Origin of the sequence: Sphingomonas sp. 22R3R2A-7, assembly GCF_036856055.1 — a bacterium.
GTDB lineage: Bacteria > Pseudomonadota > Alphaproteobacteria > Sphingomonadales > Sphingomonadaceae > Sphingomonas.
In genome coordinates, this window is record NZ_JASPFR010000001.1 from 2,731,578 (window position 1) to 2,747,591 (window position 16,014).

15 protein-coding genes and 1 pseudogene are annotated in these 16,014 nt (G+C 68.8%); 13 read left to right on the forward strand and 3 right to left on the reverse strand.

Annotation, left to right across the window (positions count from 1 at the left end; all coding sequences use genetic code 11):
* Window positions 1–35: 35 nt before the first annotated feature.
* Window positions 36–1,115: a DUF3667 domain-containing protein gene (locus QP165_RS13065; protein ID WP_333995972.1), complete on the reverse strand. Its 1,080-nt coding sequence runs from the start codon at window positions 1,113–1,115 to the stop codon at window positions 36–38.
* A 62-nt stretch (window positions 1,116–1,177) separates the two neighbouring features.
* Between QP165_RS13065 and QP165_RS13070 the strand changes: the two are divergent.
* The 9 genes and pseudogenes from QP165_RS13070 to QP165_RS13110 all read left to right on the forward strand — a co-directional run bounded on the left by QP165_RS13070 (window position 1,178) and on the right by QP165_RS13110 (window position 8,262).
* Window positions 1,178–2,448 (forward strand): annotated as a pseudogene (locus QP165_RS13070) (glutamate-5-semialdehyde dehydrogenase).
* A gap of 4 nt (window positions 2,449–2,452) precedes the next feature.
* Window positions 2,453–3,079: a nicotinate-nucleotide adenylyltransferase gene (locus QP165_RS13075; protein ID WP_333995973.1), complete on the forward strand. Its 627-nt coding sequence runs from the start codon at window positions 2,453–2,455 to the stop codon at window positions 3,077–3,079.
* Window positions 3,080–3,093: 14 nt separating this feature from the next.
* Window positions 3,094–3,501 carry a ribosome silencing factor gene (gene rsfS, locus QP165_RS13080; RefSeq protein WP_055873704.1) on the forward strand — a complete coding sequence of 136 codons (408 nt, stop codon included), beginning with the start codon at window positions 3,094–3,096 and terminating at the stop codon, window positions 3,499–3,501.
* 27 nt (window positions 3,502–3,528) lie between these two features.
* Window positions 3,529–3,951: a 23S rRNA (pseudouridine(1915)-N(3))-methyltransferase RlmH gene (locus QP165_RS13085; protein WP_056020044.1), complete on the forward strand. Its 423-nt coding sequence runs from the start codon at window positions 3,529–3,531 to the stop codon at window positions 3,949–3,951.
* Window positions 3,952–3,953: 2 nt separating this feature from the next.
* Entirely contained in the window at window positions 3,954–5,135 is a 1,182-nt protein-coding gene (locus QP165_RS13090) for a murein hydrolase activator EnvC family protein (RefSeq protein ID WP_333995974.1), read from the forward strand.
* Window positions 5,136–5,280: 145 nt separating this feature from the next.
* Window positions 5,281–6,615, forward strand: a complete 1,335-nt coding sequence (locus QP165_RS13095; protein WP_333995975.1) for a S41 family peptidase — start codon at window positions 5,281–5,283, stop codon at window positions 6,613–6,615.
* Between the two features lie 20 nt (window positions 6,616–6,635).
* On the forward strand, window positions 6,636–7,118 hold the full coding sequence (locus QP165_RS13100) for a disulfide bond formation protein B (protein ID WP_333997028.1): 483 nt from the start codon (window positions 6,636–6,638) through the stop codon (window positions 7,116–7,118).
* Window positions 7,119–7,213: 95 nt separating this feature from the next.
* Window positions 7,214–7,705: a demethoxyubiquinone hydroxylase family protein gene (locus QP165_RS13105; protein WP_333997029.1), complete on the forward strand. Its 492-nt coding sequence runs from the start codon at window positions 7,214–7,216 to the stop codon at window positions 7,703–7,705.
* An 89-nt stretch (window positions 7,706–7,794) separates the two neighbouring features.
* Complete coding sequence (locus tag QP165_RS13110) at window positions 7,795–8,262, forward strand: hypothetical protein (RefSeq protein WP_056020056.1); 468 nt, start codon at window positions 7,795–7,797, stop codon at window positions 8,260–8,262.
* Between the two features lie 28 nt (window positions 8,263–8,290).
* Here the strand turns inward: QP165_RS13110 and QP165_RS13115 are convergent, their stop codons facing one another.
* The gene (locus QP165_RS13115) at window positions 8,291–8,923 is read right to left on the reverse strand and encodes a DedA family protein (protein WP_333995976.1); all 633 of its coding nucleotides are present in this window, start codon (window positions 8,921–8,923) and stop codon (window positions 8,291–8,293) included.
* 88 nt (window positions 8,924–9,011) lie between these two features.
* Window positions 9,012–10,409, reverse strand: coding sequence for a UdgX family uracil-DNA binding protein (locus QP165_RS13120; RefSeq protein WP_333995977.1), 1,398 nt, complete (start codon window positions 10,407–10,409; stop codon window positions 9,012–9,014).
* Between the two features lie 131 nt (window positions 10,410–10,540).
* On the opposite strand from QP165_RS13120, the gene QP165_RS13125 reads away from it, so the two are divergent.
* From QP165_RS13125 to QP165_RS13140, 4 genes are all read left to right on the forward strand, one after another.
* The gene (locus QP165_RS13125; RefSeq protein WP_333997030.1) at window positions 10,541–11,365 is read left to right on the forward strand and encodes a shikimate 5-dehydrogenase; all 825 of its coding nucleotides are present in this window, start codon (window positions 10,541–10,543) and stop codon (window positions 11,363–11,365) included.
* A gap of 125 nt (window positions 11,366–11,490) precedes the next feature.
* The gene (locus tag QP165_RS13130) at window positions 11,491–12,636 is read left to right on the forward strand and encodes an extracellular catalytic domain type 1 short-chain-length polyhydroxyalkanoate depolymerase (protein ID WP_333995978.1); all 1,146 of its coding nucleotides are present in this window, start codon (window positions 11,491–11,493) and stop codon (window positions 12,634–12,636) included.
* Window positions 12,637–12,765: 129 nt separating this feature from the next.
* Window positions 12,766–15,639, forward strand: coding sequence for a M16 family metallopeptidase (locus QP165_RS13135; protein ID WP_333995979.1), 2,874 nt, complete (start codon window positions 12,766–12,768; stop codon window positions 15,637–15,639).
* Between the two features lie 17 nt (window positions 15,640–15,656).
* A complete protein-coding gene (locus tag QP165_RS13140) occupies window positions 15,657–15,956 on the forward strand; it encodes a hypothetical protein (protein WP_056020072.1) in 300 nt (99 codons plus the stop codon).
* Window positions 15,957–16,014: the final 58 nt, after the last annotated feature.

Genomic DNA, 16,014 nt, shown 5'->3' on the forward strand with positions numbered 1-16,014 from the left:
TGGGCGGGGCTGTGCCGATCGTGCCCGCGCGCGGATCAGTCCGTCAGACCGTGAAGCAGCAGCAGCACGACGAACGCGATCAGCACGGTGAAGGCGAAGGTCAGCAGTGCGACCGTGCGCCATCCCGCCGAGACCTTGCCGAGCGCATAAGCGCCGCGAAGTTGCGCGAACATGTGGACCGGTGGGACGAGCAGCGCCGCCATCACGATCCACCCGCTCGCCAGCCCTGCCAGCCCGCCGAGCATCAGCACGATCGCGAGCAGCATCATGAACGCCAGCGAATAGGTCACGAAGATCGCGTGGTCGTAGAGGTGGTGCTTGCGTCGCCACAGGAACAGCAGCGCCATGAACGGCACGGACAGCGGGATCAGCCCCCAGCTGTATTTATAGGCGCTCGACTGCAGCTTGTAGATCATCAGCCCGGGATTGGCGTTCGCCTTGGCGATGCCGTGATCGAGCCGGGTCCATCCGATCTTCAGGTCGGTGAAGGTGAAATCGTCGGAGTCCGACTTGGCCCCGCGCGCGGCAGCCAGCGCGCGGATGGTGCCGCGCAGGACGGTGGCCTGCGTATCGAGATCGGTGGTCGGCTCGCCCGCGCGGACCGCGACCGCCCGCTCGCGCTCGACGCGCGCGAGTTCGACGCGTGCCTTTGCCGACTCGCGCTCGAGCGCGGCGCGGTTCTGTGCGGTCGGGGTGCCGATCTGGTCCGCCATCTCGCCGCCGACCAGGCCGATTGTCGCGAACATGAGGAAGACCGTGAACAGGAACAGCGCGAGCGGCGAGACGAACCGCGCGCGCTCGCCATTGACGTAGCGCCGCGTGAGCGTGCCGGGATGCAGGATGAGCAACGGCAAGGTGCGCCAGATCTTGCCCTCGAAATGAAAGACGCCGTGCGCGATCTCATGGCCGATCGCACCGAGCGAGCGGTGGACGTGCGCGCCCTGTCCGCAGGCATGGCAGTGCGCACCGATCAGCGCCGTGCCGCAGTTGAGGCAGAGCGCTTCCGACGCGTGAGTCCCGTGCGCAGCCGTCGATTCGCCCGCACGCGGTTCGAACGCGCGCCCGACCAATGCCCCTGTGGCGATGTCCGCCGCTGCCCCCATGTCCCCGGTCATATCCTGAGCGTAACGCACCCCGGACGTTGGCGCGAGTCGATTTGCCATGATAGTCGGGGGGCATGACCGACCCGCGCGCCACCGAGACTTCCGCAACCCTGATCGCCGATATGGGCGCGCGCGGACGCGCTGCCGCGGTGTTGCTGGCGGGGATGCCGACGGCGACGAAGGCAGGCGCGCTCGAACAGGCGGCCGCGGCGATCCGGGCGGAGTCGTCGGCAATCCTCGTGGCAAACGTGCGCGACATGGCGCGCGCGCGTGCGGCCGGGTTGTCTGGGGCGATGCTCGACCGGCTGCGGCTCGACGAGGCGCGGATCGCGGCGATGGCGGACGGGGTCGCCGCGGTCGCGGCGCTGGCGGATCCGGTCGGGCAGCTGATCGACTCGCGCGAGCGGCCGAACGGGCTGGCGCTGTCGCGCGTGCGCGTCCCGATCGGGGTGATCGGCATCGTCTATGAAAGTCGCCCCAACGTCACCGCGGACGCCGCTGCGCTGTGCGTGATGGCAGGGAACGCCGCGATCCTGCGCGGGGGTCCGAAGCCGTCGAGAGCAACCGTGCGATCCATGCGGCGCTGATCGCCGGACTGGCGGCGGGCGGGGTCCCCGGCGATGCGGTGCAGCTGGTACCGACCACCGACCGCGCGGCGGTGGGGGCGATGCTGAAGGCGGACGGGGTGATCGACCTGATCATCCCGCGTGGCGGCAAGAGCCTGGTCGCGCGCGTCCAGGCCGAGGCACGCGTGCCGGTGCTCGCGCATCTCGACGGGATCAACCATGTCTATGTCGATGCGTCCGCGGCGCCGGACATGGCGGCGGCGATCGTGGTCGATGCCAAGATGCGCCGCACGGGGATTTGCGGCGCGATGGAAACGCTGCTGATCGATCGCGACTATGCGGCGGGAGCGGCGCTGATCGAGCGGCTGGTCGAGACGGGGTGCGTCGTGCGCGGCGACGCGGCCGCGTGCGCGCTGGTCCCGGGTATCGGACCGGCGACCGCAGCGGACTGGGATACCGAATATCTCGACGCGGTCGCCTCGGTTGCGGTCGTCGACGGGCTCGACGGCGCGGTCGCGCATATCGCGCGGCACGGATCGCATCATACCGACGCGATCGTCGCGGAGGATTCCGCCGTCGCCGAGCGCTTCCTGGCCAGCGTCGACAGCGCGATCGTCCTGTGGAACGCGTCGACGCAGTTCGCCGATGGCGGCGAATTCGGGCTGGGCGCGGAGATCGGCATCGCCACCGGCCGGCTGCATGCGCGGGGCCCGGTCGCGCTCGAGGGGCTGACGACGTACAAGTGGATCGGGCGCGGCACGGGGCAGGTCCGCGGATGACGCGATGACGCGCATCGGCATTCTCGGCGGGTCGTTCAATCCCGCGCATCGCGGGCACCGCGCGATCACGCTGGCGGCGATCGATGCGCTCGCGCTCGACGCGGCGTGGTGGCTCGTCTCGCCCGGCAATCCGCTCAAGGATGCCGCGCGCGACATGGCGCCGCTGCCCGCGCGGCTGGCGTCCGCGCGCGCGATGGCGCGGCGTGCGCCGATCCGCGCGACCGATATCGAGACGCGGCTGCACACGCGCTACACGCTCGACACGATCCGCAAGCTGAAGCGGCGGCATCCGAAGAATCGCTTCATCTGGCTGATGGGCGCGGACAATCTGGCGGAGTTCCATCGGTGGAAAAACTGGCGCCAGATCGCGCGCGAGGTTCCGATTGCGGTAATTGCGCGTCCGGGATATGACGGGCGCGCCCTCGCGGCCCCCGCGATGGGTTGGCTGCGGCGCTTCCAACGGCGCACAGACCATGCGAAGAGCTGGACGACGTGGAGATTGCCGGCCCTTGTGCTGTTGCGCTTCCGACCCGACCCGACCTCCGCAACCGGCCTGCGCGCCGAAAACCCCCTGTGGTTTCGGCACGTTGCCGGACCGCCCGACCGTTCCAGCATGTCGCCGGGCCGGTAATCTTAGGAGCTGACTTGGCCACTTCCCCTACTGCCCCTCGCGCGACCGACCCCGAAGAGGTTGAGGCGCTGCATCGCCTGATCCTCGCGTCGCTCGACGACGACCAGGCGGTCGAGACGATCTCGATCCCGCTCGCGGGCAAGACCAGCATCGCCGACTACATGGTGATCGCCAGCGGTCGCTCGACCCGCCAGGTCGCCTCGATGGCGCAGAAGCTGGCCGAGCGGATCAAGGCCGAGTTCAAGCGCCCGGTGAAGATCGAAGGCCTGCCGACCGCCGACTGGGTGCTGATCGACGCGACCGACATCATCGTCCACCTGTTCCGCCCCGAAGTCCGCAGCTTCTACAACCTGGAGCGGATGTGGGCGTTCGGCGATGCGCCGACGCCGCCTGCGATGCCGACCTTCACCGACGAAGACTGATCCGGCGCGACGGCCGGAGGGCGTATCATGCTGCTCCACATCGTCGCCCGCGGCCGGATCGGGCGGTCACCCGAGGCCGAGCTGGTCGACCGGTATCTGAAGCGGATCGTCTGGCCGACCAAGGTCAGCGAGCTGCCCGATACCGGCGGCCGGATCCCGGTCGTCGGTGAGCAGACGAAGCGCATCCTGCTCGACGAGAAGGGTGAAACGCTGTCCTCGACCGCGTTTGCGCACAAGCTCGGGCGGTGGCGCGACGACGGCGTGCGCGAGGCGCGGTTCATGATCGGCGCCGCCGACGGCTTCGACGACGCCGCGCGATCCGAGGCGGATCTGCTGTTCTCGTTCGGACGCGCGACATGGCCGCATCTCCTAGCCCGCGCGATGCTGGCCGAGCAGCTGTTCCGCGCGACCAGCATCCTGGCCAATCACCCCTATCACCGCGAGGGGTGACGATGCGGGCGACGCACGTCATCATCCTGCTGTCGCTGTTCGCCGGTGCCACCGCGTCGATCGCGCGCGAGGGCGCGGGCGCGCCGCGCGATCGGCTGTCCGAGGCCCGCCGGCAGCTGGGCGAGGCGAAACGTACCGCGATCCTGGCGGCGGCGCGGGCGGATCGTCTGACGGCGGCGGCCGCGCGCGAGCGCCGGCAGGCGGATCGCATCAATGCGCGCCAGCGCGCGCTCGCCGCCAAGGTCGTCGCAGCGCAGGCGGATATCGAGGCCGCGCGTCTTCGCGTGACGATCATCGACCGATTGCTGACGGATCAGCGCGCCGCGCTGGGGGCGGCGCAGACGCCGATCGCCCGATTGCTCGCCGCGCTCCAGGCGCTCGCGCGACGTCCGACGATCGTCGCGGTCGCGCAGCGCGGGTCGGTCGACGATCTCGTCCATGTCCGTGCGGTGCTGGGCACCGCGCTGCCCGTGGTCCGGGCGCAGACCCAGGGCGTGCGCGCCGCGCTGGACCGGACGCGGCGATTGCAGGCGGGGGCGGTCCTTGCGGCGACCGCGCTCCGCGAGGGGCGTGCGCGGCTGGAGGCGAACCGGTCCGCGCTCGCGACGCTGGAGGCGGATCACCGCGCCCGCAGCCAGGCGTTCGGGCGGACCGCGATCAGTGAGTCGGATCGTGCACTGGCGATGGGCGAGCGGGCACGCGATCTGGTCGACGGAATGGCGGTGGCGGACCTCGCCGAGGCGACCGCACGCGAGCTCGCAGCGCTGCCCGGGCCGTCGCCGCGCCCGGTCGCACCCGGCAGCGTCGTCCCGGCCGCCCCGCACGGAATCTATCGCCTGCCGGTCCGCGGCCAGCTGGTGACGGGTTTCGACGAGGTGTCGGCGGCGGGCGTCCGATCACGCGGGCTGACCTTTGCGGTCGCGCCGCGTGCGCGCGTCGTCGCGCCCGCGGCGGGGTTGGTCCGCTATGCCGGGCGGTTCCGCAGCTATGGCACGATCGTGATCGTCGATCATGGTGCGGGCTGGTCGAGCTTGATCACCGGGTTGTCGGCCACGCCGGTCAAGCCCGGGGTACGCGTTGCGATGGGCGCGCCGATCGGGATCGCACAACGCAGCGAGCCAAGGGTCACGGTCGAGCTGCGCCGGCAGGGACGCGCCGTCGACGCCGCCGCGCTGATCGGCTAGCGGGTCGTCGCCCCGCGGCGTGCGACCGGGCCACGCACCAGAAGCGGTTGCGCCGCGGCCGATGCCAATCGCAAAGGTCAGCATGGCTTTGCTCCCGACCCGTTAACCCGCTACATCGTCGCTTCCCCCGGTTTCAGGACCTTAGATGCCCCGTCCGATCCTTTCCGCTACCGCCATCCTCGGCGCTCTCACACTGGTGCCACTCGCAGCCTCGGCGATGGCCGCGGTCGACACCGCGACCTACCGCGAGTTCGATCAGTTTCTCGACGTGTTCAATCGCGTGAAGGCGGATTATGTCGACAAGGTCGATGACAAGACGCTGATCAAGGGCGCGATTCAGGGGATGCTCGCCAGCCTCGATCCGCATTCGAGCTATGTCGATGCGCTCGACTACGAGAATCTGCGGATCATGACCGAAGGCAATTATGGTGGCCTCGGCCTGACGGTGCAGATGGAGGACGGCGCGATCAAGGTCGTCACGCCGCAGGAAGACTCGCCCGCGGCACGCGCAGGGGTGAAGTCCGGGGACTATATCACGCATATCGACGGCAAGCTGATCTATGGCGACTCGCTCGACGTGGCAGTCGCGCAGATGCGCGGCAAGCCCGGCAGCAAGATCACGCTGGGACTCGTCCGCCCGGGCCGCGACAAGCCGCTCGACGTGTCGATGGTCCGCGAGATCATCGTTCAGAAGCCGGTGAAGTGGGAAGTCCGCGGCGACGTCGGCTATATCAACATCAACACCTTCAGCGAGAATACCGGCGCCGACACGCGTGCGGCGATCATGGCGATCGACAAGTCGCTCGGGCATCGTCCGCTCGGCTATGTCGTCGACCTTCGCCAGAATGGCGGCGGGCTGCTGACGCAGGCGATCGCGGTGAGCGACGCGTTCCTCGATCACGGCGAGATCGTCTCGCAGCGCGGTCGCGAGAAGACCGATATCGAGCGCTATTATGCCAAGCCCGGCGACGATGCGCACGGCCTGCCGATCGTCGTGCTGACCGATCCCGGGACCGCGTCGGCGTCGGAGATCGTCGCGGGCGCTCTGCAGGATCACCACCGCGCGCTGATCATGGGCGAACGGACGTTCGGCAAGGGATCGGTGCAGACCGTGCTCCAGCTCGGGCCGGAGACCGCGTTGCGGCTGACCACGGCTCGCTATTTCACGCCGTCGGGCCGGTCGGTGCAGGAGGGCGGGATCGAGCCCGACATCAGGGTCCCGCAGATCAGTGATCCCGACCACAAGGCGCGCCCGGTCTTTCGCGAGGCCGATCTTCGCCGTCACCTGATCAACGAGGTCAAGGCCGACAACGCGGTACTCGAGGAGGATACCAAGGACGATCCACGCTTCTCGGCCACGCCCGAGGCGCTCAAGAAGCAGGGGGTCGAGGACTTCCAGCTCTACTACGCGCTGAAGACCGTCGCGCGGCTGGGCGGCGCGGCACAGGTCGCCGCGGCGACCAAGGCGCCCGTCAAGTGAGCGTACGTCGCGGGCTGGGGATGACCAAGAACGAGGAGATCGCCCGGTCGATCGCGTTCACGCTGCCGCTGCTGCTTCTGCTCGGTGCGCTGGGATCGCAGTTCCTGGGCGGGCTCTATCCGTGCGAGATGTGTCATTGGCAGCGGTGGCCGCATTATGCCGCGGTGCTGATCGCGGGCGCGTCGTTCCTCGTGCCGCAGCGATCGTTGCGCGCATCGCTGGTGATCGTGGCCGCGCTGCTGATCGGGATCAGCGGGGCGATCGGGCTGTTCCACGCGGGCGTCGAATATCATTGGTGGAACGGCATCACCGCCTGCACCACGACCGTGTCGATGGCGGGGACGACGCCCGCCGAGCGGCTCGCGGCGATCATGAACGCACCGATGGTCCGCTGCGACGCGGCGCAGTGGACGCTGGCGGGGATTTCGCTCGCCGGGTTCAACGCCATCTTTTCGCTGGGCGGCGCGATCACCATCTTGCTCCTTATGAGGAAGACACGATGACCCAGGCCGCACCCCCGCACGCCGTCCCGACGCAAGGCGCACCGACGCTGGGCGCACGCTGGAAGCCCGGCGACCGCAAGCATCCGAGCAGCGCGATGGTCCGCGTCGACCAGGCGGGCGAATATGGTGCGATCCGTATCTATGCGGGGCAGCTGGCGGTGCTCGGCGATCGCCATCCCGCCGCGCGATCGATCCATCACATGGCGCAGCAGGAGGAACGCCACCGCGCGTTCTTCGACCGGATGATCGTCGAGCGCGGCGTGCGGCCGACGGTACTGCAGCCGATCTGGAAGGTCGCGGGGTTTGCGCTGGGGGCGGTGACCGCGGCAATCGGTCCGAAGGCGGCGATGGCGTGCACCGCGGCGGTCGAGACCGAGATCGACAAGCATTACGAAGAACAGGTCGTCGCGCTGGGCGACAGCGATCCCGAGCTCACTGCCGCGATCCTCGATTTCCAGGCCGAGGAGCTCGAGCACAAGGCGACCGCGATCGCAGCCGGTGCCGAGGAGACGCCGGGCTATCCAGTGTTGAGCGCGCTGATCCGCGCGGGTTGCAAGGTGGCGATCGCGACGGCGAAGCGGATCTGACCCGACGGCGCGCCTGCTGCGTTCAGCATAGGGCCAGAGACGACCGTCGATGAGACGGCGACAGGATACGGATTGTGGGAGTGATGCGTATGAGGATGATATTGGCGGTGGCGATATTGGCCACCAGCCCGGTGGCGGCGCAGACCGCGACTCCGGGCGCGGCGGTGCCTGCCAAGCCCGGTGCCGCGGCGCCCAAGCCCGCGTCGGCCCCCGGCGAGGTGTCGCGGAGCGCGCCGATCAACGGCGTGCTGACGCTGTTTGGCAACGAACGCTGCCCGACCAATGCGCAGGGCGAGGAGATCGTGATCTGCGTCCGCCGCAGCGCGCAGGAGCAGTATCGCGTCCCCAAGGAGCTTCGCGAGTTCGCGGTGACGCCGCAGAACGAAAGCTGGGCGGCCAAGGCGCAGGGGACGATGGGCACGGGTGTCGGCGTGAACAGCATCGGCAGCTGCTCGACCGTCGGAGCCGGCGGCGCGACGGGATGCTTCGGGCAGCGCGTCCGCGAGGCACGCCGTGAGAACAAGGAGCGCGCTGCCGAGGTGCCCGTCCTTCCGTAAAATTCCTCGGTAAGACGGGCGGAGGCGGTCAGCCCTTGGGCTTGAGCCCGCGGACACGGTGCCAGATGTAGAAGCCGACCAGCGCAATCAGGACGATGCCGATCAGCAGGTCCGCGCTGTGGAAGGCGGCCTTCACGCGGGGGTCGCTGTCCCATTTGTCGCCGAGCTTCATGCCGACCCAGGCCAGACCGAAGCACCACGGCCATGAGCCGATGAAGGTGTAGAGGTGGAACGGCACCAGCTTCATCCGCGCGACGCCCGCCGGGAACGCGATGAACGATCGGATGACGGGCAAAAGCCGGCCGATCAGCACCGCCATGCTGCCCCAGCGCGCGAAGAACCGGTCGGCGGCGTCGAGCTCGCCCGGCCCGATCAGGACGTAGCGGCCCCAGCGCTCGGCCATCGGCCGGCCGCCGCGCTTGCCGACTTCATAGGCGACGATCGAGCCGAGATTGCACCCGATCGCGCCCGCGGTCGCGGCGAGATACAGGTCGAACCGTCCGGTCGACACGAGATAGCCGGCGAACGGCATGATGATCTCGGATGGAAGCGGGATGCACGCGCTTTCGATCGCCATGAGGATCGCGATACCGACATAGCCGCCGGACGAGATCACCCAGATCGTGAAGGTGGCCAGTACGGCCAGGATCTTTTCGAACATGGGTCGGCGATCTGCGCGATGCGGCGCGCGAAGGGAAGGGGCAATCGGTCCTGCCCTTCGGCGAAAAGGGAGGCGCCCGGGCTTTACGCTAGGCCAGCCGTGCGCCGGCCATGCGCAGGTCTTCGACGAAGCGCGCATATTCCTCCTCGGCCTGCACCTTGTCGGGCAGACGCAGGAGGTAGCTGGGATGCACCGTGATCCATGCCTCGCCACCACCCGGCAACTGGAGCGCACGACCGCGTTCCTTGCCGATCGTCATGACCTTGCCGAACAGCGAGCGCGCCGCCGTGGCGCCCAGCGCGACCGTTATCTTCGGCGCGACGAGCATCTGTTCCTGTTCGATCCACCAGCGGCATGCCTCGATCTCGCCCGCACCCGGCTTGGCGTGAATACGCCGCTTGCCGCGTTGTTCGAACTTGAAGTGCTTGACCGCGTTGGTGACGTAGGCGCGGCTGCGGTCGAGCCCGGCATCGGCCATCGCGCGATCGAACATCTGGCCGGCGGGCCCGACGAACGGCCGACCGGCAAGATCCTCCTGGTCGCCCGGCTGCTCGCCCACGAACATCAGCGGTGCATCGATCGGCCCCTCGCCGAACACCGTCTGCGTCGCCGGCTTGTAGAGCGGGCAGCGCGTGCATCCTGCCGCCTCGTCACGCAGCGCCTCCCAAGCGATCAGGCTGTTGCCGCCGACGGTGTCGCGCGCCTTGGCGATCATGCCGCTTTCGCGCGCCTGCGCGGTCGCGATCATGCCGGGGACGAGATCGGTTTCGGGCATGTTCTTCCAGTATTTGCGGGGCATTTCCTTGAGCATCGCGCCGACCTTGACGCGCGCCGGGTTGAAGGTGCTGGCATAATAGGTCTTCCACACCTCCTCGGTCGGATCGCCGTCGGGCGCGTCGCCCTTGCTGGCGCCCGGGCCTTCGCTGAGCGCCTTGCCGTCCCAGTGGATCGAGACCTCCGGCGTGAGGATCGACCAGCGCATGCTGGCGAAACGGTTGACGAAGAACGCGGCGTTCGCGCGGACGATGTGGTGATCGGGCTCGAACCACGCGACGAAGCGTGCCGTGCCGTCTTCATCGATTTCCCGAAACCGCAGGAAGGCGCGCATCTTGTGGATGTCGCGGCGGACGTCCTTGGCGATCCGGTCGAGACGGCGGACGAGCGGGTCGGCGCGATCCTCGATGAGCTTCGGCTCGCGGCGCAGACGCGCGAGCAGCGTATAGAGCAGCGCGAACCGCTCCGGATCGCTGCCGAGGATGACGCTGCGGGCAAGGTCGATAAATGCGCGCGGGACCGAGAAGGCGGGCGTAGACCGATCGGCGCTCCCGGCGGGGGGATCCGGCGCAAGCGTGCCGAACAGGTCCGCGGGGGCGTCGCCGACCTGCCAGACGACGTCGTCGGGCGGCACGTCGTCGGCCATAAGACCGCGCGCCGCGTCGCGCCAGCCGTCGAAATCATCGGGTTGGGCAAGGGTCACGACGCGCATCGCGGGCTCTACGCGGCGTGGGCGACGCTGGTTCCGTCCAGCCCGTTTTGAATCGGTACGCGGTATCGAACCTCGACCTCGGCGCGTCGCCACCCTAGTCTTTACGGATGATCGATCAGACCTCGACGCCGATGCCCGCTCAGCCGCTGATCGGGCGCGATACCCGCCTGTGCATGTCCTTGTCGGCGCGGCCCGGCAATTTCGGGTCACGGTTTCACAACCGGCTCTATGCGCTGACCGGGCTCGACTATGTCTACAAGGCGTTCTCGACGCGCGACCTTGCGGGGGCGGTCGGCGGGATCCGCGCGCTCGACATCCGGGGCTGTGCGATATCGATGCCGTTCAAGGAGGCGGTGATCGCGATGCTCGACGGGCTGGCACCCTCGGCATCGGCGATCGACAGCGTCAACACGATCGTCAACGACGACGGCGTGCTGACGGGGCACAATACCGACTATGCCGCGGTCGCTGCGTTGATCGCGGACATCGATCCGGCGACGCGGTTCGTGCTGCGCGGGTCGGGTGGCATGGCAAAGGCGGTGGCTGCGGCGCTGCGCGATGCGGGCTTCGCGCACGGGACGATCGTCGCGCGGAACGCCGCAGCGGGACGGGGACTGGCCGATCTGTACGGCTTTGCCTGGTCCGCCGACCTTGACGACGGCATGGAGCCCGCGATGCTGATCAACGTCACGCCGATGGGCATGACCGGCGCGGACGAGGCGGTCATGGCCTTTCCCGCGGCAATGATCGCGGCGAGCGAGATCGCGTTCGACGTGGTCCAGTATCCCCCCGAAACGCCGCTGCTGCGCGAAGCTGCGGCGGCCGGAAAGCGGTGCATCACGGGGACCGAGGTGGCGATTATCCAGGCGTTGGAGCAGTTTATCCTCTATACCGGCGTGACACCGAGCGCGGCGCAGGTCGCCGATGCGGCGGCCTTCGCGCGTGCGAACAGCTGACGCTCGAGCAGCGCAGTTACGCGATTTCCCCTTGTGCATGGCAGGGCCCGGCCCAAGATATGCTGCAGTGCACCATTCGAACGCCTGATCGGCGTTTGGTGTGTGGCCACATGACGGGAATTGCGATGGCTGGGCTTTCGGACACATTGGCGCGCCTCGCGCAGGCGCAGCGTGCTGCGACCATGGGCGCCGCGAGCATGGGCTATGGCGACCAGACGGCAGCCGATAGCGGCCGCCTCCAGGCGCTCGAGGATTTCGGTGCGAACCCCGGCGCGCTGCGGGCGCTGTCCTTCGTCCCCGAGGCTGCGGCGGGGACGCGGATGCCGCTCGTCGTGGTGTTGCATGGCTGCACGCAGACTGCGGCAGGCTATGATCGCGGGTCGGGGTGGTCGGAGCTCGCCGAAGAGCAGGGCTTCGCGGTGCTGTATCCCGAGCAGCAACGGAGCAATAACGGCAATCTCTGCTTCAACTGGTTCGCCGCGGAGGACATTCGGCGCGGCGGTGGCGAGGCGCAGTCGATCCGGTCGATGATCGCGACGATGGTCCGCGACTGCCCGATCGATCCCGATCGCATCTATGTCACCGGCCTGTCCGCGGGCGGGGCGATGGCGTCGGTGATGCTCGCGACCTATCCCGAGCTGTTCGCGGCGGGGGCGATCATCGCCGGCCTGCCCTATGGGACCGCGACGTCGATGTCGCAGGCGCTCGACCGGATGCGGGGACGCGGCCTGCCGGATTCGGCGGCCCTCGCCGCGCTCGTCGATGGCGCGTCGCCCGCGACGATGTGCATACCGCGGATATCGGTCTGGCATGGCGACGGCGACGGCACCGTGGCCGCGGCGAACGCGGATGCTGCCGTTGCGCAGTGGCGCGGCGTCCACGGCGTCGCGCAGGCGCCCGACGAGGTCGAGCAGACGGCGGACCATATCCACCGCCGGTGGCGCGATGCGCAGGGGCAGGTGGTCGTCGAGGAGTACCGGATCCGCGGGCTTGGGCACGGCACGCCGCTCGCCACGACGGGTGCGGACGGGTTGGGCGAGGCCGGTCCGCATATGCTCGAGGCCGGAATTTCCGCGACACGGCATAACGCCGCATTCTTCGGCATTGCCGGCCAGCCCGCGGCCCACCCGACCAACGCGCGGCCTGCGCCGGCAACGGCGTCAGCGCGTGCAGGGGGTCCCGTCAGGCCGCCGACGGCCTCCCGGAGCGGCGGGTCGCAGATTGGCGACATGATCGACGGCGCACTGCGCGCCGCGGGGCTGCTCCGCTAGCATCACGCGGGACGCGTGCCCCCGCGTGCTCGATCCATTCTGGGCGCAACATGAATCACGTCGGCTTGCGGCGTGGGGGCCAGTGTTATAGCTTCATAGGACAGTGATCGTACCCCGGGGGAATTAGTGATGTCGTTCAAGCTCTTCGCTCTTGCGGGGGTCGCCACCGCCGCGCTGATCGCGCCGGGACACGCGCAGACCGCCGCGGCGCCGACCGGGCAGGGCGCGAGGCCTGCGCCGGTCGCCACGCTCGTCCAGGCGGTCGACATTCCGTACCAGCAGTTCACGCTGACGAACGGACTCCGCGTGATCGTGCACACCGACCGCAAGGCGCCCGTCGTCGCGGTCTCGGTCTGGTACGATGTCGGGTCGAAGCATGAGCCCAAGGGGCGCACGGGCTTTGCGCATCTGTTCGAGCATCTAATGTTCAACGGCAGCGAGAATGCGCCGGGCGATTTCTTCGCACCGCTGAAACAGGTCGGCGCGACCGATTTCAACGGCACGACCTCGTTCGACCGGACCAACTATTTCGAGACGGTCCCCGCCGCCGCGCTCGAGCGCGCGCTGTTCCTCGAGAGCGACCGCATGGGGCATCTGACCGGCGCGATCACGCAAGGCGTGCTCGACGAGCAGCGCGGCGTCGTCCAGAACGAGAAGCGCCAGGGCGACAACCAGCCCTACGGGCTCGTCCAGTACAAGCTGTTCGGCGGGCTGTTCCCCGCGGACACGCCCTATGGGCACACTCCGATCGGGTCGATGGCGGATCTCGATCGTGCCAGCCTCGCCGATGTGAAGGACTGGTTCCGCTCGCATTACGGCCCCAACAACGCGGTGCTGGTGCTCGCGGGCGACGTCGATGCCGCGACCGCGAAGCCGCTGGTCGAGAAATATTTCGGCGATATCAAGGCGGGGCCCAAGTCGCTGCTCCCGACCGTCACGGTGCCGACGCTCGCCGCGCCGGTGAACGAGGTGATGAAGGACCGCGTCGCGGCCGTCATGATCAGCAAGAACTGGGCGGTGCCGGGGATGCTCGATGCCGATGCCGCACCGCTTTATGTCGGCGGTACGGTGCTGGGTGGGCTCGCCTCGTCGCGGCTCGACAACGCGCTGGTTCGCAAGGAGAAGCTCGCGGTCAACGTGTCCGCGGGCTATAGCGACATGGCGCAGATCGGCATGTTCACGATCCGCGCGATCGTGCGGCCGGGCGTCGATCCCGCGGTCGTGTCGAAGCGCCTCGACGAGATCCTCGCCGATTTCCTGAAGACCGGACCGACCGCGGACGAGATCCAGCGCGTCCAGACACAGGCGGTCGCGGGCCGGATCCGCGGCTATGAATCGGTCGGCGGGTTCGGCGGCAAGGCGGTCGCGCTGGCGGGCGGCGCGCTCTATGCGAACGACCCCGGCCACTACAAGACAGAGCTCGCAGCGATCGCGGCGCAGACGCCCGCCAGCGTCAAGGCCGCGGCGACGCGCTGGCTGACGCGCCCCGCCTATACGCTGACCGTGGTCGACGGCGAGCGCGACAAATATGAGGAGGCGGTCGTGCCGCCCGCGGTCGCGGTGAAGCCCGCGGCCGAGACGCCGGTCAAGGGCACGCGCGCCGGCGGTATCCCCGCGGTCGGTACACTGACGGGACTCACCTTTCCCGCGGTCGAGCGTGCGCGGCTGTCGAACGGGATCGAGCTTGTCTATGCGCGTCGCGGCGCGGTGCCGATGACGCAGGCGGTGCTGAGCTTCGACGCGGGCTATGCCGCCGATGTCGCGGACAAGCTGGGGACGCAGCAGCTGACGCTCAGCGTGATGGACGAGGGGACGCGGACGCTCGACGGGATCGCGCTCGCCGAGGCGCGCGAGCGGCTGGGTGCGTGGATCGGGACGAGCACCTCGCTCGACCTGACGACGCTGTCGATGAGCGTGCCGAGCGCCAATCTGACGCCCGCGGTCGTGCTGTTCGCGGATATCGCGCGCAACCCGGCCTTTGCCGAGGAAGAGGTCGGCCGCGTCCGCAACCAGCAGCTGGCCGGCATCCAGCAGGAGCTGACCAGCCCGCAGGGGCTTGGCAACCGCGTGATCGGCAAGCTGATCAACGGCGATACCCCCTACGGCAAGGCGATGGGTGGCGGTGATCCGAAGGCGGTCGCCGCGCTGACGCGCGCGGATCTGGTCGCGTTCCAGCAGGCGTGGCTGCGCCCCGACAAGGCGAAGATCTTCGTCGTCAGCGACCGCCCGCTCGCCGAGGTCCGGGCGGTGCTCGACCGCGGCTTTGGCGACTGGAAGGCGCAGGGGCCGGCGGGGGTCAAGAGCTTCCCGACGACGCGCACCCCGGTGACGCCGAAGATCGTGCTGGTCGACCGGCCCGACAGCCCGCAGTCGCTGATCCTCGCGGGCCAGCGGACCGGGTTGAAGGGCAGCGACGACATGCTGGTGTTCAACACCGCGAACGATGCGCTGGGCGGCAGTTTCCTCAGCCGGATCAACATGGACCTGCGCGAGGAGAAGCACTGGTCCTACGGTGCGGGCGGGCGGTTCCAGACGGGGGCGTTCGATGCGCCCTACGGCATCACCGCGGGGGTGCAGGCGGACAAGACCGGCCCGTCGATCACCGCGCTGCAACAGGACGTGACCCATTTCGTGACGACCAAGCCGATGACGCAGACCGAGTTCGGGCTGGCGATCGACGGCGGGATTCGCGTGCTGCCCGGCAGCTTCGAGACGTCGGGCGCGGTGCTCGGCGCGATGCAGCAGAATGATTTGTTCAAGCGTCCCGACGATTATTACGCGACGATCACGCGACGCTACGGCGCGCTGACGCTGCCGCAGCTGAACACCGCGATCGCGAGGGTGATCGACGTGAAGAAATTCACCTGGGTGGTCGTCGGCGATGCCAAGACGGTCAAGCCGCAGCTTGACAGCCTGGGGTTGCCGGTCGAGGTCGTGAGCGCGGCTTCGGTCGCGGGGCTGCCGGTGGTTCCGGTGACGCCGCTTGCGGCCAAGGCCAAGTAATCGAAGGAGAGAATAGCATGGCAAATGTCGATGGCAGCTGGGATTGCGTCGTGAAGTCGCCGCTGGGCGATCAGAAGATGACGCTGACCGTGAACAGCGCGGACACCAGCTTTTCGGGCGCGGTGTCGGGTGCGATGGGCGGCATGGATGTGACCGGCGAGGTCGATGGCGACACGCTGAGCTGGAAGCAGACGATGACCGTGCCGATGCCGATGACGCTCGACTGCAAGGCGACGGTCGATGGCGACACGATGACCGGCACCGTCGGCGCGGGCGCATTTGGCAGCTTCCCGCTGTCGGGAACGCGCACCGCTTGATCGCCGCCGGCATCATGACGTGACGAAGAACGGCCCGTCTTCCCGGTGGAAGGCGGGC